The 19,857-nt window shown below is 58.3% G+C and carries 20 protein-coding genes; 9 read left to right on the forward strand and 11 right to left on the reverse strand.

Features of this window, described 5'->3' with window-relative positions; translation table 11 throughout:
- Positions 1-442: 442 nt before the first annotated feature.
- Positions 443-1,207, reverse strand: coding sequence for a TIGR04219 family outer membrane beta-barrel protein (locus KUV52_RS05315; RefSeq protein WP_222524907.1), 765 nt, complete (start codon positions 1,205-1,207; stop codon positions 443-445).
- Between the two features lie 184 nt (positions 1,208-1,391).
- Between KUV52_RS05315 and udp the strand changes: the two genes are divergently transcribed.
- The gene (gene udp / locus KUV52_RS05320; protein WP_409996467.1) at positions 1,392-2,150 is read left to right on the forward strand and encodes a uridine phosphorylase; all 759 of its coding nucleotides are present in this window, start codon (positions 1,392-1,394) and stop codon (positions 2,148-2,150) included.
- Between the two features lie 266 nt (positions 2,151-2,416).
- Here the strand turns inward: udp and KUV52_RS05325 are convergent, their stop codons facing one another.
- From KUV52_RS05325 to KUV52_RS05345, 5 genes are all read right to left on the reverse strand, one after another.
- Positions 2,417-2,692 (reverse strand): helix-turn-helix domain-containing protein, encoded by a 276-nt coding sequence (locus tag KUV52_RS05325; protein WP_222524908.1) that lies wholly within the window; start codon positions 2,690-2,692, stop codon positions 2,417-2,419.
- Positions 2,693-2,788: 96 nt separating this feature from the next.
- A complete protein-coding gene (locus KUV52_RS05330; RefSeq protein WP_222524909.1) occupies positions 2,789-3,256 on the reverse strand; it encodes an Hsp20/alpha crystallin family protein in 468 nt (155 codons plus the stop codon).
- A 126-nt stretch (positions 3,257-3,382) separates the two neighbouring features.
- A complete protein-coding gene (locus KUV52_RS05335) occupies positions 3,383-4,378 on the reverse strand; it encodes an efflux RND transporter periplasmic adaptor subunit (RefSeq protein WP_222524910.1) in 996 nt (331 codons plus the stop codon).
- Entirely contained in the window at positions 4,378-4,749 is a 372-nt protein-coding gene (locus KUV52_RS05340) for a DUF3302 domain-containing protein (RefSeq protein ID WP_222524911.1), read from the reverse strand. The genes KUV52_RS05335 and KUV52_RS05340 overlap by 1 nt, the downstream gene beginning before the upstream one ends.
- A gap of 47 nt (positions 4,750-4,796) precedes the next feature.
- On the reverse strand, positions 4,797-5,642 hold the full coding sequence (locus KUV52_RS05345; RefSeq protein WP_222524912.1) for a LysR family transcriptional regulator: 846 nt from the start codon (positions 5,640-5,642) through the stop codon (positions 4,797-4,799).
- A gap of 154 nt (positions 5,643-5,796) precedes the next feature.
- Between KUV52_RS05345 and KUV52_RS05350 the strand changes: the two genes are divergently transcribed.
- From KUV52_RS05350 to KUV52_RS05365, 4 genes are all read left to right on the forward strand, one after another.
- Positions 5,797-6,738, forward strand: coding sequence for a RimK family alpha-L-glutamate ligase (locus KUV52_RS05350; protein ID WP_222524913.1), 942 nt, complete (start codon positions 5,797-5,799; stop codon positions 6,736-6,738).
- Between the two features lie 106 nt (positions 6,739-6,844).
- Entirely contained in the window at positions 6,845-7,198 is a 354-nt protein-coding gene (gene maoP, locus KUV52_RS05355) for a DUF413 domain-containing protein (protein ID WP_222524914.1), read from the forward strand.
- Between the two features lie 128 nt (positions 7,199-7,326).
- On the forward strand, positions 7,327-9,792 hold the full coding sequence (locus KUV52_RS05360; protein ID WP_222524915.1) for an EAL domain-containing protein: 2,466 nt from the start codon (positions 7,327-7,329) through the stop codon (positions 9,790-9,792).
- Between the two features lie 51 nt (positions 9,793-9,843).
- On the forward strand, positions 9,844-10,443 hold the full coding sequence (locus KUV52_RS05365) for a hypothetical protein (protein WP_222524916.1): 600 nt from the start codon (positions 9,844-9,846) through the stop codon (positions 10,441-10,443).
- 46 nt (positions 10,444-10,489) lie between these two features.
- Here the strand turns inward: KUV52_RS05365 and KUV52_RS05370 are convergent, their stop codons facing one another.
- The 3 genes from KUV52_RS05370 to KUV52_RS05380 all read right to left on the reverse strand — a co-directional run bounded on the left by KUV52_RS05370 (position 10,490) and on the right by KUV52_RS05380 (position 14,261).
- The gene (locus KUV52_RS05370) at positions 10,490-11,854 is read right to left on the reverse strand and encodes an L-serine ammonia-lyase (protein ID WP_222524917.1); all 1,365 of its coding nucleotides are present in this window, start codon (positions 11,852-11,854) and stop codon (positions 10,490-10,492) included.
- A gap of 73 nt (positions 11,855-11,927) precedes the next feature.
- Entirely contained in the window at positions 11,928-13,202 is a 1,275-nt protein-coding gene (locus KUV52_RS05375; protein WP_222524918.1) for an aromatic amino acid transport family protein, read from the reverse strand.
- 267 nt (positions 13,203-13,469) lie between these two features.
- A complete protein-coding gene (locus KUV52_RS05380) occupies positions 13,470-14,261 on the reverse strand; it encodes a sulfite exporter TauE/SafE family protein (RefSeq protein WP_222524919.1) in 792 nt (263 codons plus the stop codon).
- A gap of 87 nt (positions 14,262-14,348) precedes the next feature.
- Here KUV52_RS05380 and yjjX point away from each other — a divergent pair, with 87 nt between their 5' ends.
- The 4 genes from yjjX (at position 14,349) to KUV52_RS05400 (ending at position 17,652) form a co-directional block, all read left to right on the forward strand.
- Positions 14,349-14,900: an inosine/xanthosine triphosphatase gene (gene yjjX / locus KUV52_RS05385; protein WP_222524920.1), complete on the forward strand. Its 552-nt coding sequence runs from the start codon at positions 14,349-14,351 to the stop codon at positions 14,898-14,900.
- A gap of 5 nt (positions 14,901-14,905) precedes the next feature.
- Positions 14,906-15,943: an NADP(H)-dependent aldo-keto reductase gene (locus tag KUV52_RS05390; RefSeq protein WP_222524921.1), complete on the forward strand. Its 1,038-nt coding sequence runs from the start codon at positions 14,906-14,908 to the stop codon at positions 15,941-15,943.
- Between the two features lie 67 nt (positions 15,944-16,010).
- Entirely contained in the window at positions 16,011-17,225 is a 1,215-nt protein-coding gene (locus KUV52_RS05395; RefSeq protein ID WP_222524922.1) for an aminotransferase class V-fold PLP-dependent enzyme, read from the forward strand.
- The gene (locus KUV52_RS05400) at positions 17,209-17,652 is read left to right on the forward strand and encodes a SufE family protein (RefSeq protein ID WP_222524923.1); all 444 of its coding nucleotides are present in this window, start codon (positions 17,209-17,211) and stop codon (positions 17,650-17,652) included. The genes KUV52_RS05395 and KUV52_RS05400 overlap by 17 nt, the downstream gene beginning before the upstream one ends.
- Here the strand turns inward: KUV52_RS05400 and KUV52_RS05405 are convergent.
- Together KUV52_RS05405 and tcdA are read right to left on the reverse strand one after the other, a co-directional pair.
- Positions 17,649-18,665 (reverse strand): hypothetical protein, encoded by a 1,017-nt coding sequence (locus KUV52_RS05405; protein WP_222524924.1) that lies wholly within the window; start codon positions 18,663-18,665, stop codon positions 17,649-17,651. The genes KUV52_RS05400 and KUV52_RS05405 overlap by 4 nt on opposite strands.
- A gap of 59 nt (positions 18,666-18,724) precedes the next feature.
- Positions 18,725-19,522, reverse strand: a complete 798-nt coding sequence (tcdA, locus tag KUV52_RS05410; RefSeq protein WP_222524925.1) for a tRNA cyclic N6-threonylcarbamoyladenosine(37) synthase TcdA — start codon at positions 19,520-19,522, stop codon at positions 18,725-18,727.
- Positions 19,523-19,857 lie beyond the last annotated feature (335 nt).

Raw genomic sequence — 19,857 nt, forward strand, 5'->3', positions numbered from 1 at the left:
GCTACTCAATGAATACTGAATTAACTTGGTGTCACTCAGTAGCATCGAGAAAATGATGATTTCTCAACACTGCGTGAGTGCCCACACAGATTGTCTGACTAATTGTTAAAGAGCGTTGCCTCATCAAGGCAGGAGGCGCATTCTACGCTTTCCTCCGTCATCGTCAAGGGTGTTTTTCAACTTTCCTTTCCGACCGTCGAAGTTTTAACCAGGAGCCTTTCTGGCTCTTGGTGGCTCAGCGCTTTGTTTCCCGCTGTGCCCCGTCGACAGGAAGCGCATTATAGGGCCGGATTCGGCGGCGGCAAGGGGAAATTTCAAAAAAATTGCCGACTGCGCAAAGACACAGCAAAGCGACAGGTTATCCCGTGGTTATCCACAGAAAAGGCCCTGAAACCGGACTTTTGGGTCCATTTCAGGGCCTCTATATATAAGAAGGGATACCTCAGAAGTGGAGGACGCCGTGGATATAAGCCCCTTCAATATCGAAGTCAGCGGTCAGGTCACCCACATCCTTTTCATCCAGGTCCATTGAAAGTACCCGATAGCCCACCTCGATACCCAGGTCGACTGCCACCAGGCCAAAGGTCCATCCCAGACTGACTTGGTAATCCAGGAAACTGGAACTGGAGTAGCCAATGCCCTGCACCGATGCGGCGGCATACAGACCAGTAAGGGGCAGATCAACACGACCGGCACCATATAGAAGTGGTACCCATTCGTTAAATGACTCGGACGCCTCACCGGCACCGCTGCCCAGCAGGGCATATTGCACATCGGTAGAAACATCCAGATTACGAGCGGTCACGCCCAGGTCGAGATCAAAACCGGTATCCCACAGCTCGTAATAGAGGGTGACATCGGTGTGCTGGTAGTCCAATGAGGTCGCGGTTGTGGCACCGGCCGGAATGGTGACGCCGCCAAAGGTGAAGTCACGGCTGATGCTGCCACTGCCATCGGTATCAAAGCTGAGGGCAGCGACCCGAACATTAGGCAGTAAAGGAACGGGGTGTTCGAACGCGATGTAAGCCTGGTAGCCAATGTCCTTATCGCTCAGACCCAGATCCTTCTCAATATCTACCGGGTCGGAACCCAAGGTACCGCTGGTACTCGCTTGAAAGGCGCCGCCTCCCGCATAGATCCCCAGCACGTCTGCCTGTGCAGGCAGGGTCATCGCGGCCATCAGACTCGCGAACATCCATCGCTTCATCGTTGCTTCCTTGTATCAGTTCGAATGCACCACCGACTCGGTGACACGCCGATATTACAAAAGTTTCACTACAACATCACTGCGGCATGAGCGGCCCTAAACTTAAGTCCTGTGATCGCGAGGGGTGTTCACCTGCGGTCGAGTGGTCTAGATTGACTCCATCCCATTCCGAGAAGGACTGACTATGAGCACTGTATTTCACCTGGCTCTGACCCAACCCATGCTGGAGGGCGCCACTCTTGCCATCGTTCCTGGTGATCCGGAGCGGGTTGAGCGAATCGCCAACCTGATGGACAACCCCAAACACCTCGCCAGCACTCGAGAATTCACCAGTTACCTCGCCCACCTGGATGGCCACCCCGTGGTTATCTGCTCCACCGGGATTGGCGGCCCCTCAACCTCGATTGCCGTTGAGGAACTCGCCCAGTTGGGTATTCGTACCTTCCTTCGTATTGGCACTACCGGTGCCATCCAGCCTGATATCGATGTGGGCAGCCTGATCGTGACCACCGGTTCTGTGCGTCTGGATGGTGCCAGCGGCCACTTTGCGCCGATGGAGTACCCTGCGGTTGCCAACTTTGATTGCACCCAGGCACTGGTGGAAGCGGCCAAGACCCAACCCGCTCCCCTGCGTACTGGTATCACTGCCAGTTCCGATACCTTCTACCCCGGGCAGGAGCGTTATGACACTTACTCCGGCCGAGTCACCAAAAGGTTCCAGGGATCCATGGAGGAGTGGCAAGCCCTGGGGGTACTCAATTACGAGATGGAGTCGGCCACGCTGTTGACCATGTGTGCCGCGCTTGGACTTCGCGCAGGCTGCGTCGCCGGGGTTATCGTCAATCGCCATCAGCAGGAGATCCCCAGCGCCGAGCAGATGAAGCAAACGGAGCAGGTGGCCATCGCCACGGTGGTTGAAGGCGCTCGTCGACTGTTGGCCTGAGCCCAAACGCAAAAAAGGCGCCTTAAGGGCGCCTTTTTTTGTTTCTGTTGACCTTAGAAGGCCTGAACAATCACGTACAGAAACACGCTCATACTGCCGAATACGGCAGCGACAATTCCGTCCATGCGGCTGTTTTTCTTACTCATGGCTTGTCCTTTTACTGCAGGTGAGCCGCAGAGCGGCATTGGCTTCCGATTATATAGAGGCCCCTGTGGGGTAAAAGGAAAACCGGTCAGGACGGTGTGGATCTTTTAACCGGATCACGCTTAGTCGAGGGCGGCTTTTAGCTCAGCTTTATGCTGGTACGCCCACTCTGCATTGAGGCCTCCCCAAGCCTGGATCTCATAGTAGCCATCGTTGTGACGCACCCCATCCTCAATAAACTGAACCTGCACGCCAAGACCAGGCAGGGCTTTGAGAATGTCCTGAATGGTTCGCCGGGGCCATCCAAGATGACGGATCAGGGTTGGGACCGAAGGGCGATCCAGCTCTTCAATAGCCAGCAGTAACAACAGGCGGCGGCAAAAGGTGGGGTTTAGCATGGACGATCCTTCTCCAAGTGGTGGGCTGACACCATACCGAAATGAATCGGTTAAAAAAAGTGCGCACCGTAGTGCGCACTGGGATGATCACATTTGTCACGATCCGAACTGGATCTTAATCGGGCGCTGTTGCAGTTTCACCGCATCAGATTTGGGGATTTCAACGGTTAATACCCCCTTCTCGTAGTGCGCCCGAATCGCCTCCGGATCACGAACGGCAAAGGGCAATGTCAAGGTCCTTTGGTAGCTGCCAAAATGCCGCTCTGTAACGTGATAATCCGATTTTTCATCGGCCTTTTCCGACTCCCTTGTGGCCTTCAGTGTCAGTCTGTCTCCCAGGCAGACCAGTTCGATATCCTTTTCGCTCAGGCCGGGCAGGTCAGCCTTGAGCACCAGCTTGTCCTCCTCCTCCTTAAGATCCACTGCAGGCATCAAGGGTTCCTCCCCCTCACCCCACAGCGGTAGCCAATCCCTGTCCCAGCGCTCAAACAGGCTGGGCAGGCGCTGTGCAAAGCGACCAAAGGGATGGTCAGGACCCGTTCCAACCGGATACCGTCTTGCCATAGCGCACCTCCAACTGTTGTGAGGCCTTATATAAGGATATGTCGATACATCGGGGACGCCCTTTTCACGGTTGACCAGGATCAAAAAGCCCGGCGATTTTGCCGGGCTTCGAATCAGCGGCGGAACTCAGTGCTCAAGGAACAGGTAGTTCTGCCAGCTCTTCATCCTTAGCAGCACGCGACGAATGATCGAAACGTGGGTGAACTTGTCGGAATAGACCGCAATCTCGGCATGGGCGCCATCAGGCAGATCCAGATCCGAGATGTCATCAAGCAGCGCCACTTCGACAAAGGCGCGTCCACGGCGGACCAACAGATCGGAACTGAGCAGGGTGCCGGAGGCCTGGATCTGGCCCTCAGCAATATTGGGCAGCACCTGACTGACCTGGGCTTTGAACACCTGGCCCGGTATCGCCTCAAAAATCACTTCCGCCTCGTAGCCTTCGCGAAGTCGCAACAGGGACTTCTGGTTAAAGGCCCCAACAAAGCGATCATCACCATGGTTGATGAACACCATCACCGGTCGCAACGGCAACGGGACGGCCATCATGCCGGGACGCAGCGCCACCTGGGTGACATAACCGTCCTCCGGTGCACGAACCACGGTTTCCGCCAGATCAACCTGGGCTTTATCCAGCATCGCCTTGGTTCTCTGTACCTGTGCTTCCGCAGACAGGTAAAGCTGACGCCGGTTATCCAGTTCCAGTTCGGTAAAGGCACCGCCCCGCTTAAACCCCTCTTCATAGCGTTTGAAGGCGGCCAGGGTCCGATCCCGCTCTGACTTTGCAGCATCCATCTCCGCGAGATAGCGCTCCACCTCGTCCCGGTAACGGGCGTCATCAATGCGGAACAGGACATCCCCTTTTTTCAGCGGTTGATTCGGCTGAACGGGCACCTCGACCACAATCCCTCTAACAGAAGGCACGATGGGGGTGGCGACATACACCTGACGGGCAAGCGGGGTAAAGGGGTGGTTGTAGTTCATCAGCAGCAGAAGCGCGCCAACCAGCACGATGCCGCCCAGTACCGCCGTCGGTACTGTCCACTTATTCAGAGGGATGTTGAAAACTTTGAAGATCCCTACGCACAGCGCGGCATAGGTAAGAATCAGCAGAAGATCCATCAGTCGCCTCCCTGGCTGCGTTGGAATTCGGCTTTCAACTGCGCCAGTTCACTGCGCAGTTCCGCCACCTGGCGTTCCAGTTCGGTTTCCCTGTCCTCAAGCACCGTTTCCCGCCGCTCGAGGGCCTCCTGGCGCTGGATAAAGCCCCAGCCACGCTCAGAGCGGTAAAGGGTTGCCCAGATCCAAAGGAAGGGCCAGATGGCGTGAAGGGTAAACAGGCTGACCCAGCCAGCAACGTGAATCGCATCCTGATGGGGATGGTCCCGGTGCTTGGCTATCTCATAGGGGATGTCGTGGATGGCGATGATGCCGTAAAACAGCACCAGCACCACAAACACCAGCAACCCCAAAGCGAAGTAGTCCAGAAACATCGGTAGCTCCTTTTCCGATGAAGAATAGCCCCACTTTGCACGACTGTTCAGCTCAGATCCAGATCTCGCCCTTCTTTCAACAGATTACGCACTTCCAGAAGCAAATCGCGATTCTCGTTGTGCTCGTTCCAGGCGCAAAACACCTGACGCTCCACAGTCGGCTCATCTTCCACTAACTGCAAGCGCCCGTCCTGGATCAGCGGTGCAGCGCGATCTTCCGGCAGATAAGCACTGCCGCCACAGCTGAGCAGGAATCGCAGGGCGATGTGGCTGGTGCTGACCCGCAATACCGGTCGTGGCGTCGGCCCACTCTGACGAGCCAAACGAATATCGAAGGCGGTACCCCAGTCCACATGCACATAGTCATTCATAGTGCCATCTTCGGCGGTGGTCACCGGCAGCAAACGAACACAGGGCAACTCCTCAATGGTCAGCCCCTCCGCTTTTGGCGGATCAAACATCACCGCCAGATCGAGGGTGCGCTCCAGCAGTTGCCGGGTCAGTTGGGCTGATGGCAAGGACTCGGCTCGCATCGCCAATGACGGCATGGCCCTGCGGATCCGCGGCAACGCATCACTTAACACCCCATCCCAGATATTGGCCGTGCCACCAATGGCCAACTGGTTGTGCTGATCCTCACCCAGTGCCACTTCAAGACGCGCCCGTTCCAGGTTGCTCAAAATCGCTTCAGCGTGAGGCAGAAGGCGTTCCCCCGCGGCGGTCAGCGTCAACTGGCTGCGTTGGCGAGCAAACAGGGCCACTCCCAGGTTCTGCTCCAGCTGTCGGATGCGGAAACTGACTGCGGACTGGGTTAGGTAGAGGTTCTCCGCCGCGCGGCTGAAGCGCCCCGCCTTGTAGACCTCCATAAAGGTTTTAAGAAGCTCGGTATCCATAGTTTTGTTTTAGCTCAACGCAAAAATTTTTCGCTTTGGCCTTTGGCCACGGGCCCTATACTAGCCGCCCCCCAAACCGGCGGGCCAGCATCGAGTCGATATTTATAGTAAGACTTTGATAATAAACAACTTAACTTTTACTGGAGATCACCCCATGCGCGGCTGGATCATCTACAAAGATTGCGCCAATCTGCTGAAGCCCGAGCGCTACGAAATTGACCGCTTTATGGAAGAAGCCGCCAAGCAGAATATCCAACTGGAAGTTTACGCCCCGGAAGACTTTGACCTGGAGGTCACTCAAGGTGGCGACCGTAGCATTCTGCTGCATGGGGAGCGAGTCTCTCTGCCCGACTTTGTGCTGCCCCGCATGGGTTCCAGCACCACCTACTTTGCCCTGGCTCTGATCCGTCATCTGGAGCGGCTGGGCGTTTACGTGGTGAACCAGTCACACAGCATTGAGGCAGTAAAGGACAAGTTGTTTACCCAACAGATCCTGGCCCAGGAAAACCTGCCGACCCCGAACACCATGCTGGTGAAGTTCCCGGTTGATGTTGATCTGGTCAAGAAATCTCTGGGCTTCCCGGTGGTGATCAAAACCCTGTCCGGCACCCAGGGCAGTGGTGTGTTCCTCTCCAAGGACGCCAGCGAGTTCAACGACCTGATGCAGCTTATCGAAGCCACCGCACAGAACGCCAACATCATTCTGCAGGAGTTTATCAAAGCCTCCCATGGCCGCGATCTCCGCGTGTTCACCATTGGTGGCCGCGCCGTAGCCTGCTTTGAGCGCATCGCCAAAGACGGTGACTTCAAAGCCAACTACAGCAACGGCGGCAGCCTGAAGCCGGCAGAGATGACCCCGGAAATCGAGTGGCTGGCCACTCAGTGCTCCCGCGCCGTCGGTCTGGACGTTGCCGGTATCGATCTGCTGTTCGATAAAGACCACTTCAAGATCTGCGAAGCCAACTCTTCCCCAGGCTTTGAGGGACTGGAAAAAGTGGTGGATATCAACATCCCCCAGGAGATCTTCCACTTCATCCGGATCCGTCTGGGCCTGTTCGATAATCCGACCAAATCTCAGAAAAACTCTGCGGCATAAAGGTTGTTTGCGGGAAACCAAAAAATATTTTGTTTTAGCTGTCACCTGGCTCTCATATAACTTTGCCAGCGTGACGCTAACTCTGATTCATTGAGGCTAAAAACACATGACAGCAAGTCAAAGCTTTAGCACTGAGCAAAAATTCTTTGATAACCGTCATTTCCCCCGCGGATTCCGTCGTAGCGGTACCTTTACCATTACCGAAGCGGACCTGCTGGAACGCCACGGCCAGGCCATGGTGGCCCTGTCCAACGGCACCCGTCCGCCCCAGACCGACGACGAAATCCACTTCGTTGAGTTTGTTCAGGGCAAGGTAGAGGGTTGCACGCCCCTGGAGCGACTCTGGGCCAAGTACCTGAAAGCCAGTCAGGGCAAACGTCTTATCACCATCAGCGGTACCCCCCGAGGCACCAATGATGACAGTGACGACAACAGCAGCAGCGACGACCTCGACGACTGATCTGCGATCCACGCCACCATTTCAGGTGGCGTGTTTATATCAGCCCTCAAAACAGTGACTTCCTCTCATGACAGGCCTCGGGTCTGATGGCAAACTGTGCACATAACTGAAACGGACTTTCAACCCAGATGCCATCGCCTCAGGCTGCTTCCTCCTTAACGGCCGCTGATACTTCGGAACAGGGCCAGCAACAGCTGCTGTTCCGAATCGCACAGCTCGCCTCTGAGGCCAGTGCCCCCCACGCTTTTTGCCAGAGCCTGTTTGCGCTGCTGGAGGCTTACCTGCCAGCCCGTAATGGGTTTCTCGCTCTGCTTGATGACGGCGCCCCCCGACTGCTCTGGTGTCAGGACAGTCGCATGCCCATACCGCCTGACAGCCTGCGTCATGGATTGACCGACATGCTGCTGAAGCGTCGCCGCTCCATGCTGCTGCATCAGGTGGAGATTAGCTCCATGCTCAGTCGTGGTCAGATCCGCCTGTTAGGGGCGCTTCCTGACAGCTGGCTCGGGGTTGTACTGGAGCACGACAACCGGGTCCTTGGCGCGCTGGTGGTACAGAGCTACGACAAGCAGCGATACACCGCAGGTCACCTGACTCTCCTCAACAACCTCGCGCCCTTTATCGCGCTGAGTCTGAAGCAGCAGCTTGAACGCCGCCCCACGCTCAACTCAACCACAGGACCGGAACGGTCCGATAAGGTCCTGTCGGTGCTTTACCGCATTACCGAACTGAGCCAATCCAGCGCGCCACTGCCTGAGTTGTATGCCGGCTTCCACCAGTTGATCGGCGAACTGCTGATGGCAGACAACTTCTATGTCGCCCTGCTGGATGACGACGGGAATCACCTGCATTTCCCCTACTCCCGAGATGCTCACTCAGTGATCCCGGAATCCCGCCCTCTGGGCCAGGGGGTTACCGAATATCTGCTGCGTCAGAACGAACCCATACTGCTGAACTTTGAGCAGATGGAACGGTTGGCGGAACAGCAGGAGATTGCCCGCTTGGGGCGCCTGTCCCAGTGCTGGCTTGGTGCCCCCCTGTGCCACGACGGCGTGCCACTGGGCGCTCTGGTACTCCAGGACTACGTTAATCCCACCGCCTATGGTGATGAGGAACTCAGGTTGATCGGCTACCTGGCGCACCATATTGCAGGGGTGATCCGCTGGCGTCGAGCAGCCGAACGACTCTCGAACAACCAGCAAACCCTGGAGCGGGCGGTCGAGCAGCGCACCCAGGCACTTCAACATGAGATCAAAGAGCGACTCCGGATGGAGTCTCAGCTGCGCCACGATGCGCTGCATGATGAACTTACCGGCCTGCCCAACCGCAGTCTGATCATGCAACGCCTGCATCAGGTGCTGTCCATCAAGGCGCGGGATCCCAACTTCCACTACGCCCTGCTGTTTCTGGATCTGAATCGTTTCAAAGTGATCAACGACTCCCTGGGACACCTCACCGGGGATCGGCTGCTCGCCCAGGTGGCGACCCGTCTGAGTGGCTGCGTCCGGGGCTCCGATACCGTGGCCCGCCTGGGTGGGGATGAGTTTGCCATTTTGCTGGAACACCTCAGCTGCGATGACGATGCGCTGCAAAGCGCTGCGCGGATCCAGGCGGTACTCGCCAAGCCGTTCCACATCGATGGCGAAGAGATCTACAGCGGCAGCAGCATCGGTATCGCCTTTGGCTTGAGCCAATACCAAACCCCAGTGGAGCTATTGCGGGATGCCGATGTGGCGATGTACCGGGCTAAACAAACCCACCGTCCTGTCCCCATCGTGTTCGACAACAGCATGCGTGAGGCCGCCCAGCACCGAATGAAGCTGGAGAATGAACTGCAGCGTGCCCTGGAGCTGGAACAGTTTGAGGTGCATTACCAGCCGGTCTGGAACCTGGCCACGGAGCAGTTGATTGGCTTTGAGGCGCTGGTTCGCTGGCGCCATCCTGAGCGAGGCCTGTTGCTGCCCGGCGACTTTATTGAACTCATGGAGGAAACCCACCAGATCCTGCCGCTGGATCGCTGGGTACTGAATCAGGCGTGCATGCAGTTTTCCCAGTGGCAGCGCAAGTATCCCCGTCTCGCCAGAGTTGGGGTCAGCGTCAACCTCAGTTCCGAGTGGTTTAACCGGGCCGACAGCCTGGATGTGGTGATGCAGTCCCTGAAACAGTCCGGCCTCTCCCCCCATTCGCTGCTGATTGAGATCACCGAGCGCTCGCTGCTTCATCAACCGGACCAGGCCGCCAATGTGCTGCGCCAGCTGCGACGCCTTGGGATCCGCCTGATGATGGATGATTTTGGCACCGGCTACTCCAGCTTGAGCTACCTGCACCGCCTGCCCCTGGATGTGGTGAAAGTAGATCACAGCTTTGTCAGCCGCCTGCATCAGGACTCCCGGGCCGAAGCGGTGATCTCCGCCATTCTGAACCTCGCCACCGCCCTGGGGATGAAAGTGAACGCCGAGGGCATCGACAATCCCAAGCACGTTGAAAAGCTCAAAGAGATGGGGTGCCACTACGGTCAGGGCTATCACCTGGGTCGACCTCTGCCGGCAGAGCGAGTCAGCGACTTTCTTGCTGGAAAAAGCACCACACACTAGACCCATTTCGCTAAACTGCTTGCTACATTTTGCCAACATTGCGAGTGTGTCATGCCCTGGAGCAGATGGAGCCTGTTCCCCTTGTTGGCCGGAGTACTGTGGCTCGGAGTGGCCACGCTGCTGCCCCGGCTGAATCCCCCATCGCTGATCCCACACTACGCCGCTCAGCCGGAGAGAACGCCGATCCCCTCTCCCGGCCATCGGGGCCGCATCACACCGGCCGATCACGACTTCGAAATGCTTGCTCAGGCTTACCGACGTCAAACGGATGTCCTTGAGTACCAGGGGCGGGTCTGGCTGGCTGACGACGATGGCCGCTCACTCAATGGCTTTGTCGCCATCGCCGAACTCCCCACGCCACAAGCGATGGGGGAAACCATTCAAACCTGGTGGCAACGCTTCTACCAGGACACCCGCTGGGGCGACTGGAGCCAGGATTGGCTGAAACCGGAATGGCTGGGCGAACTGGCGGAGCCTCTGGGACACGCCCTCACCTGTCGTGAGCGACGCTGTATGGTGGGCCACGACTTTGACAGCGAAGGGGAGTGGCAAAGGGCCATCGAAACCCTGAAGCAGCGTCTGCCCCGTCATGTGGAGCTGCGGGAGTTTCGTACCCCGTCCCACGCCCTGCTGGTCTTTACCCGCTATTGAGCCATAAAAAAACCCGCCGTCAGGCGGGTTTTTCGATGATGCCGTCTTAGCAGACGTTCAGCACCTTGATGGCCAGACCGCCACGGGAGGTCTCGCGGTATTTCGGGTGCATGTCCTTACCGGTCTCGTACATGGTGGCGATCACCTTATCCAGAGACACACAGGGCTCGGAGTTACGACGCATCGCCATACGAGTGGAGTTGATCGCTTTTACGGAAGCGATGGCGTTACGCTCGATGCAGGGCACCTGAACCTGGCCGGCAACCGGGTCACAAGTCAGACCCAGGTGGTGCTCCATGGCGATTTCCGCCGCGATGCACACCTGAGACGGGCTGGCGCCCATCAGTTCTGCCAGACCCGCGGCCGCCATGGAGCAGGCCACGCCCACTTCACCCTGACAACCTACTTCCGCGCCGGAGATGGAGGCGTTCATCTTGTACAGCGCACCCACCGCGCCCGCCGCCAGATAGAACTTGGTGTACTGCTTTACGCCCACCTTCTCGATGAACTTGTCGTAGTACGCCAGTACCGCCGGGATGATGCCCGCTGCACCGTTGGTCGGGGCAGTCACAACACGGCCGCCCGCTGCGTTCTCTTCAGAGGCAGCCAGAGCGAACATGTTCACCCAGTCGATGATTGCCATCGGGTCGTTGTTGGTGCGCTCGTTGGCGATCAACTGACGATGCAGGGCTGCGGCACGACGCGGCACCTTGAGCGGGCCAGCCAGCAGACCTTCGGTGGCGCAACCGCGCTCAATGCACTCGCGCATCACGTTCCACACCTGGCCAAAGCCTTCGTAGATGTCAGACTCGCTGTGGTAGACCTTCTCGTTCTCCATCATCAGCGCGCTGATGCTCATACCGGTTTCCTTACACAGAGCCAGCATGCTCTCTGCATCGGTAAAAGCGTACGGCAGCGGCTTCAGGTTGGCGTCCGGCTTACCAAAGTTCTCCTCCTCAACGATGGCGCCACCACCGATGGAGTAGTAAGTCTTGGAGTACGCCACTTCGTCACCGATGTAGGCGTGGATGCTCATGCCGTTTTCGTGCAGCGCCAGAGTGTCCTCGTGGAAGGTCACGGCGTCACGGGGGAAATCAACGGTGTGGCAGTGCATGCCTACCGGCAGACGCTCAGTCTGCTCTACCCGGCTAATAAACTCAGGAATGCCATCAATGTCGACAGTCTCAGGGCTGTTGCCGCCCAGACCCATGATGATAGCGATGTCGGTGTGGTGGCCTTTACCGGTCAGGGACAGAGAGCCGTAGATATCCACACTGATGCGGGTCACATGACGCAGCTTCTCCATGGCGCGCAGGTCATCAATGAACTGCTTGGCCGCCTTCATGGGGCCAACGGTATGGGAGCTGGAGGGACCAACACCGATTTTGAAGATATCAAACACACTGAACATCAGGGCATTCCTCAGGAAACTAGGGGAAAAAAAGCCGGGGTCACTGACCCCGGCCTAGGAGTCATAAGGTCGGTTAGAAGAAACCACCGACGATGGAGCTGATGGCGATGAGGCCCATCACAGTCACGAAGATGTTGGACAGCTTGCCGTCGTACTTCTTCATGGAAGGTACTTTCTTGATGGCGTACATCGGCATCAGGAACAGGATGGCGGCGATGAACGGCGCACCCAGGGACTCAATCATGCCCAGTACGGACGGGTTGATGATGGCCACACCCCATACGGAGAAGAAGAAGAAGGCCACCAGCGCGCGGTCGAATTTCTTCTCACCCATGCGCTCTACCGCTTTCGGAGCAGACTGCTTCACGATGCCAGCCAGACCCTCTTTGGCACCCAGGTAGTGACCGAAGAAGGAGGAGAAGATGGCCAGGAACGCTACCAGCGGACCAACGTAGGAGATCAGTGCAGAGTCATGCACGTTCGCCAGGTAGCTCAGGATGGAGATGTTCTGAGCTTTGGCTTCAGCCAGCTGCTCCGGAGACAGTGCCAGTACGCAGCTGAATACGAAGAACATTACGAAGCCCAGCAGCATGCCAGAGGCGCGCATCAGGATGGCGTCGGACTTCTCAACGGCTTTCTCGCCGTGTGCTTTACGCTGAGCCAGAGCCATGGAGGAGATGGCCGGGCTGTGGTTAAAGGAGAAGATCAGCATCGGGATGGTCAGGTATACCGCCAGCAGCATGGCATCCATGGACGGCATGGCGTCAACGCTCATGGCAGCCATAGACCAGTCAGGGATCAGGTATACGGACATGGCGAACAGGATGAACACCAGCGGGTAAACCAGCATCTCGGTAACCTTCAGCATCAGCTTCTGGCCCAGAATCATCACACCCATCATCATGCCAACCAGTACACCGGACAGCAGCCAGCGCGGCATGGAGGCCAGGCCCAACTGGTTCACCAGGAAGCTATCAACGGTGCTGGTGATGGCGTTGCCGTAAATCAGCACGATGGGGTAGATGGCGAAGAAGTACAGGAAGGTGATCAGCCAACCAGCAGCTTTACCAAAGTGCGCTTCCACCACTTCGGTGATGTCCGCGTCTTTCTTGGGAGAGGACAGTACGAAACGGGCAAGGGCACGGTGAGACAGATAAGTCATGGGACCCACCAGCAGTACCATCAGGATCAGAGGCCAGAAGCCTTCCAGACCGGCACGGATTGGCAGGAAGAGTACGCCGGCACCAACAGCGGTACCGAACATGGACAGGGACCAGGTCAGGTCCTGCTTGGTAAAGCCCGACTTGGCAGCAGTCGGAGTGGCGGTTGCAGTGTTGTGGTTCTGCATTAGAAATCACCTATGAGTGTTCGAGTTAGCGGGGGCAAGAATAGGGATTTCCCCCGCCAAAAACGTGATCAAAATCACTTCACAAAACGACTCGGGTGACCAAGGTCACAAATCCGATCCAAAGTGAACTTTTTTCAAGGATTGGTATGACCATTTTACCAATAAATGCAGTATCGAAAGCGTTTTTCACTGTGATATCGCTCACGTGACAGACCATCTCGCCACATTAACTGCATTTAACCAGTGGTTTACGCTGATGAAACTTTACTACAACATTAGTAGCCTAAGTCCCAGAATTGCCAGAAATGCCGCGAAGGCGCGTTGCAGGATGTGCCCTGGAAGTTTCATCGCCAAAGACGCCCCCACGCGGACAAACTGGGTGCTTGCCACCACTATCCCGATAAACGCTGGCAGATAAACGTACCCAAAGCTCCACTCTGGGAGTTGAGGTTGCCCCCAGCCACTGATCAGGTAGCTGGTCACACCGGAGAGGGCGATAGGAAACGCCAGCGTCGCGGAAACACCGACGGCAGTGGTAATGGGCAGGGAACACCAGCGCAGGAAGGGTACGCTGATGGTCGCCCCACCAATACCAAACATGGAGGAGATGGTGCCAATCAGGCCGCCAGCCGTCGCCAGACCGGGCGTAGAGGGCAGCCCTCGGTCTGGATTGGGTCTCAGGCTGAACCACATCTGGGTAGCCACCAGCAACAGGAAAACCGCAAACAGGCGCTCCAGCAGTTCCCCGGGCAGCAAGGACGCCACCGAGCCGCCGGCAAAAGAGCCCAATATCACCCAGGGTACGAATCGTTTGACGATGGCCCAGTCCACATTCCCCCGCTTATTGTGGGCCCGAATACCACTGCTGGAGGTCACGACGATGGTGGCCAGCGAGGTACCGATGGCCAGGTGGATCACCACATCCGGCGCCACTCCAAGCCAGGGCAGGACCGTCAGCAGCACCGGCACAATCACCAGGCCACCTCCAATCCCGAACAGGCCGGAAAGGATCCCGGCAAAGGCGCCCAGTCCCAGGTAGATCAATAGGGTCAATAACATAACGGCTCACTGCTGCGACGAATTTGCCGCCATTGTCGCAATGCACGTGGCAAAATAACACCCTACGACCCTCTCTCAGGAGCCTCCATGTCTCACGCTGTTGTCGCCATTGCGTCCCACAACCCCGTCAAGATCCGCGCCGCGGAAGCCGCTCTGACAAAAAGCTTTTCTCAGCACCAATGGCAAAGTCGTGCTCATGACGTTCCCTCCGGTGTGGCCGACCAGCCGATGACCGAGAAGGAGACCCGAGACGGCGCCCTGAACCGGCTGGCCAATCTCAAGGGCGCAGAGCCCCATGCGGATTACTACGTCGCCTTTGAGGGAGGTTACGATAGGCTTGATGGCGTACCCTGTACCTTTGCCTACGTCGCCATCTGCGACGGCCAACGAACGCTGGTGGGTCGCAGTGCCGCCCTGCCCCTGCCAACCCGAATCGCCGAGCGACTGGAGGCAGGAGAGGAGTTGGGGCCGGTGATGGATGACGAGTTTCAGCAGCACAACATTAAACAGCAGGGCGGCGCCATCGGCATTCTGACCGGCGGCCTTCAGGATCGGGCCGGGATCTATCATGACACCCTGCTTCTGCTGCTGGCCCCCTACCGCTACCCAGAGCTCTATCCGCAACGTGACAAGGAGTGATCACCATGCAGAGGAATCGATTGCCTCACAGTGAACTGAGCGTCAGCGCTCTGGGACTGGGCACCATGACCTTCGGGGAACAGAACACGCCCCAGGAAGCGTTTGAACAGATGGATCGCGCCCACGCTGCCGGGGTGAACTTTCTGGACGCCGCCGAGATGTACCCGGTGCCGCCCCGGCCCGAGACTCAGGGCAGCACCGAGACCATCATCGGCGACTACCTGCGTCAGCGGGGCAACCGGCATCAGTGGGTTATCGCCACCAAAGTGGCGGCACCCGGCGGTCCCTGTGACGGTCTGCGCCCTGATATGGCGCTGGACCGCCGAAACCTGTTTGCCGCCTGCGACGCCTCCCTGTCCCGGTTGGGCGTGGAGTGCATCGATCTCTACCAGATCCACTGGCCCCATCGTCACACCAACTTCTTTGGCCAACTGGGCTACGAGGCGCCGGAGCGGGAAAGCCTCACCCCCATACTGGAGACACTGACGGCATTGGAGGATCTGGTGCGTGCCGGCAAGATCCGCCACATCGGCATCTCCAATGAAACCCCCTGGGGCGCGATGCAGTACCTCCATTTGGCGGACAAGCATGATCTCCCCCGCGCGGTGTCCATCCAGAATCCCTATAACCTGCTGAACCGCAGCTTCGAGGTCGGACTGGCTGAGATCGCCCACCGGGAATCCCTGCCCCTGCTCGCCTACTCTCCTCTGGCGTTTGGCACCCTGTCTGGAAAGTACGCCAATGACCAGCGTCCGCCTGAGGCGAGGCTCACCCGGTTTGAGCGCTTCAAGCGCTACACCGGTCCCCAGGCCGAGGCCGCCATCAACGACTTCCTTAAGCTGGCACAGGAGGCCAACCTGAGCCCGGCACAGTTGGCACTGGCCTTTGTGCGCTGTCGCCCCTTTACTGCCAGCACCCTGATCGGCGCCACCACGCTGGCGCAGTTGGAGGAGAATCTGGCCAGTGTTGATCTGGCCTGGAGTACCGAACTGGAGGGCGCCCTGCAGGCGCTGGGCGAGCAGCACCGCTACCCTTGCCCCTGAGTCTTGAAACCGGAAGGCGCATGACGCATGCTCTGCGCCCCCATCAGTACGGAATAGCCCGAACCCTATGAGCCTGGACACCCTGCGCGATCAGTTCCCCGCTTTGCAGCAACCGGGGCTGATCTACCTCGACAACGCGGCCACGACGCAGAAACCGAATGCGGTGCTGGAGGCGATGCATCGCTTCTACCAGGAGGACAACGCCAATGTGCACCGGGGTGCCCATCGGTTGTCTGCCCGCGCCACCCGCTCATTTGAAGCCGCCCGCGACAGTGTGACCCGACTCATCAACGCCCCGGTACGGGAATCGGTGATCTTTACCAAGGGCACCACCGAAGCCATGAATCTGCTGGCCAGCAGCCTTGGCAGCCTGGTTTTGCAGTCTGGGGATACCGTGGTGATCGACACCTGGGCGCATCACGCCAGCATCGTTCCCTGGCAACAGGCGGCGGAGCGCGTCGGCGCCCGTCTTTGCCCCATCCCGCTGGATGCCGAGGGTCGCCTCAATGAGGCAGCGTTTCTGACTCTGCTGGCAGCCCGACCGAAAGTGGTGGTGCTGACCCAGATCGCCAATGCCCTGGGCGCGCGGGCTCCCCTGACTCGCTGGCTGCCTTTGGCCAAGGCTGCGGGGGCCCTGACCATCGTGGATGGCGCCCAGGCGGTGGCTCATGAGGTGGTGGATGTGCAGGCGCTGGGCTGTGACTTTTACGCGTTCTCCGGCCACAAGATGTATGGCCCCACCGGGATCGGCGTACTGTGGGGCAAAGTGGAACATCTGCAGGCGATGCCCCCCTACCAGTTTGGCGGGGAGATGATTCACAAAGTCAGTTTTGAGCAGAGCAGCTTCAACCAGCTGCCCTTTAAGTTTGAAGCTGGCACCCCCGCCATTGCTGAGGCGATCGGATTGGGCGCCGCCGCAGAGTGGTTGATGGCGCAGGATCGGCCTGCACTGGCGGCCCATGAATCGGTATTGCTGGAACGGGCCCGCAATGGACTGGCGGCGATTGAGGGCCTCACCCTCTACAGCGCCTTCGAAGACAATGCAGGGGCTTTGGCCTTTAACCTGGATGGCGAACACCATCAGGATGTGGGGATCTGGCTCGATCAGGCTGGCATTGCGGTGCGCTGTGGCCATCACTGTTGTCAGCCCTTAATGGCGGCCCTGGATGTGCGGGGCACCTGCCGGGTATCCGTAGCGGCCTACAACACCGCCGACGAGATCGACGCCTTCGTCGATGCGGTTCGTGATATGAGAGAGTTTTTGCATGACGAAGCCAACTGAAGCCCAGTTCCTCAACAGCCCTATGGGCCGGGAGTTAACCCAAGCCGAGCTGGACAGTGAGCTCAGTGCCCAGGGTCACTGGCAGGGGCGTTACCGCCTGCTGATGAAGCTGGGCAGCCGGATGGCGCCACTGGACGCCGCACTGCGCCAGCCCGATGCTGAGGTGGCCGGCTGTGAAAGTGCCACCTGGCTCTACCATGCCGAACTGGATGGTCACCACTACTTCCTCGCGGACTCGGAAGCGCGCATTGTTCGTGGTTTGCTGGTTCTGGTACTGGCCGCCTGCAACGGCCTGACCTCCGAGGCATTAAGTCAGGTGGATCTCGATGGCTGGTTTACCCGGTTAGGTCTGGCCGACCACCTCAGCCCCTCCCGGGCCAGTGGCCTGAATGCGGTGGTGCAGGCCATTCAGGCACAGGGACGCTAAAGCCCGCTCTTACGCCGAATGGCTCGCTGACCAAACTGCATCTCCAGCGTCAGTCGCAACTCCAGATTGGTGACATAGTCGTATTTGCGTGGCCAGGTCAGCTGCGGCTCTACCTCGTAGTAAAGCCAGCTGCGAAGGAAATTCCGCCGGTAGTTGGCCCCCAATCGGTAGATTTCGCTCTGCTCCTCTTCATCATCAGTCTTGCCAGAGATGGTGACAAAGGTGGCCAGGGCTGAGACCGCACTCAACCGCTCAGCGCGAAGCAGGGTGGTGCTCCACTCCAGCCCCTCGCTCTCCTCACCATAGTGGGCCCGACCATGCAGACGGTAGCCAGAGTTGGAGTGGATCCGCTCCACCGTCACCCTGGAAGTTTCACTCCAGCCATCCTTGGACTCCGCCTTCAGCTCCTGGGATAACTTGATCACCGTGCGATCGTCCACGCTGTAGTAGTAGCGGGCCCGGGTGCGGGCAAAGGGATCCAGCCCCGAGCTCAGGGAGACACCAATATCAAAGGAGAGATCCCAAACCCGGTAATCCAGCGGGGTCCATCGCAGTGCCGCCCGGGTACCGGAATCCGCGTCCTCCGAACTGTCATCGCGGATCTCCGTCAGTTCACTGTCCGGGTCCGATTCCAGCAGCAGTTTGAGTCGCTGTTCCGTTTGGGGGAGGTAATAGGACGCGGAAACCCTAACCTTGAACTCGTCCGGTTCCCGTTCAAAGAATCGTTGCTGCAAACGCAGACGAAAGTGGCTGGAGGCCTGGTCCGCCTCATCGCTGGGGCCAAAGAAGTCATCAAACCAGAGCGCGCTGCCCTGCGCAGAGCTGGAGAGCAGGTCATGCGCTTTGTCGTACCAACGCTTATCCAGCTCGGACAGAGGGTCCTGAGGCAGCTCCTGTTCTGACGTTGCCGCACTCTCCGCGACGGGTTCCTGCGGCGTATCAGGGGTGGCACTGGCCAGCATCGGATGGATCTCCGACGTCAGCGCCAATGCCAAAATGCCAGCGGCAATCATCCCAAAACACCCAAATCAACAATCCATTGACTCGAGTGTAACCGATTGCCTGTTGGCGCTCACTCATCCTTTGCGTTGGCCCGCTCCGCCAGCTTCAGCAACACCCGGCTCGCGGCAACAAACCCAAAGGCGCCGGTCACCGGGGTCACCGCACCAAATCCGCTGGAACAGTCCATCGCTTTAGGGCCTTCCGCTCCGGATTTGGCCATACAGACGGTGCCATCCGCGCCGGGGTAACGCAGCTGTTCATCGGAAAACACGCACTCCACCTGGAAGCGGCGCTTCGGATTCTTGGAGAAGTTGTACTCGCGGCGCAATAGGTTACGCACCTTGGCCGCCAGCGGATCCTGGTAGGTCTTTGCCAGATCCGCCACCTGAACCCGAGTAGGGTCGAGCTGCCCACCGGCACCGCCGACGGTCACGATGCGGATCTTGCGTCGTTTGCAGTGCGCGATCAGGGCCGCCTTGGGCTTGACCGCATCGATGCAGTCCACCAGGTAATCCAGCTCTTCAGGCAACACCTCGTAGAGGTTGTCCAGATCAACAAACTCTTCAACCTCGTTCACCACACAGTCCGGATTGATGTCGCGAATGCGCTGGGCCATCACCGCCACCTTGGATTGGCCAATGGTGTGGCTCAGAGCGTGGATCTGACGATTGGTGTTGGTGGTGCAGATGTCATCCAGATCGATCAAGGTGATCTGGCCAATTCCGGAGCGAGCCAGCGCTTCCGCGGCCCAGGTGCCGACGCCACCAATGCCCACTACGCAGACGTGGGCCTGGGAGAAAGCCAGCAGGGCTTGCTGCCCGTAAAGGCGGCCGATACCACCGAAGCGTTGCAGATAGGCGTCGTTCATTGAAGCTGTTCCAGGGACCAAAAAGGCCGCGATTATATCAGCTGTAGACCATCGGCCAAGGGGAGGCGAACCCCTAACCCTATTGCGCGAAATTCACGCTGACAACCCCCAAACCTGTTCAGCCGATCACAAACCGCGCAGCTCACAATTAAATTTCTTCCAAAAGTGAGCAGGATCAAACTCCTACGCCGTTTTGCGTTACATCCCAAAATCGCCATGACAAACTGCCGCCAACTTCGTGAATTCTGGCAAAGCCGGCTTAACCCGCCGCTTACAAACGGATTTTTGAACTGCCCCGAATCCTGCGCAGGGGCAGCCCACCCTAAGAGGACAAG

This window comes from Ferrimonas balearica (genome assembly GCF_019802055.1).
Taxonomy (GTDB): domain Bacteria; phylum Pseudomonadota; class Gammaproteobacteria; order Enterobacterales; family Shewanellaceae; genus Ferrimonas; species Ferrimonas balearica_A.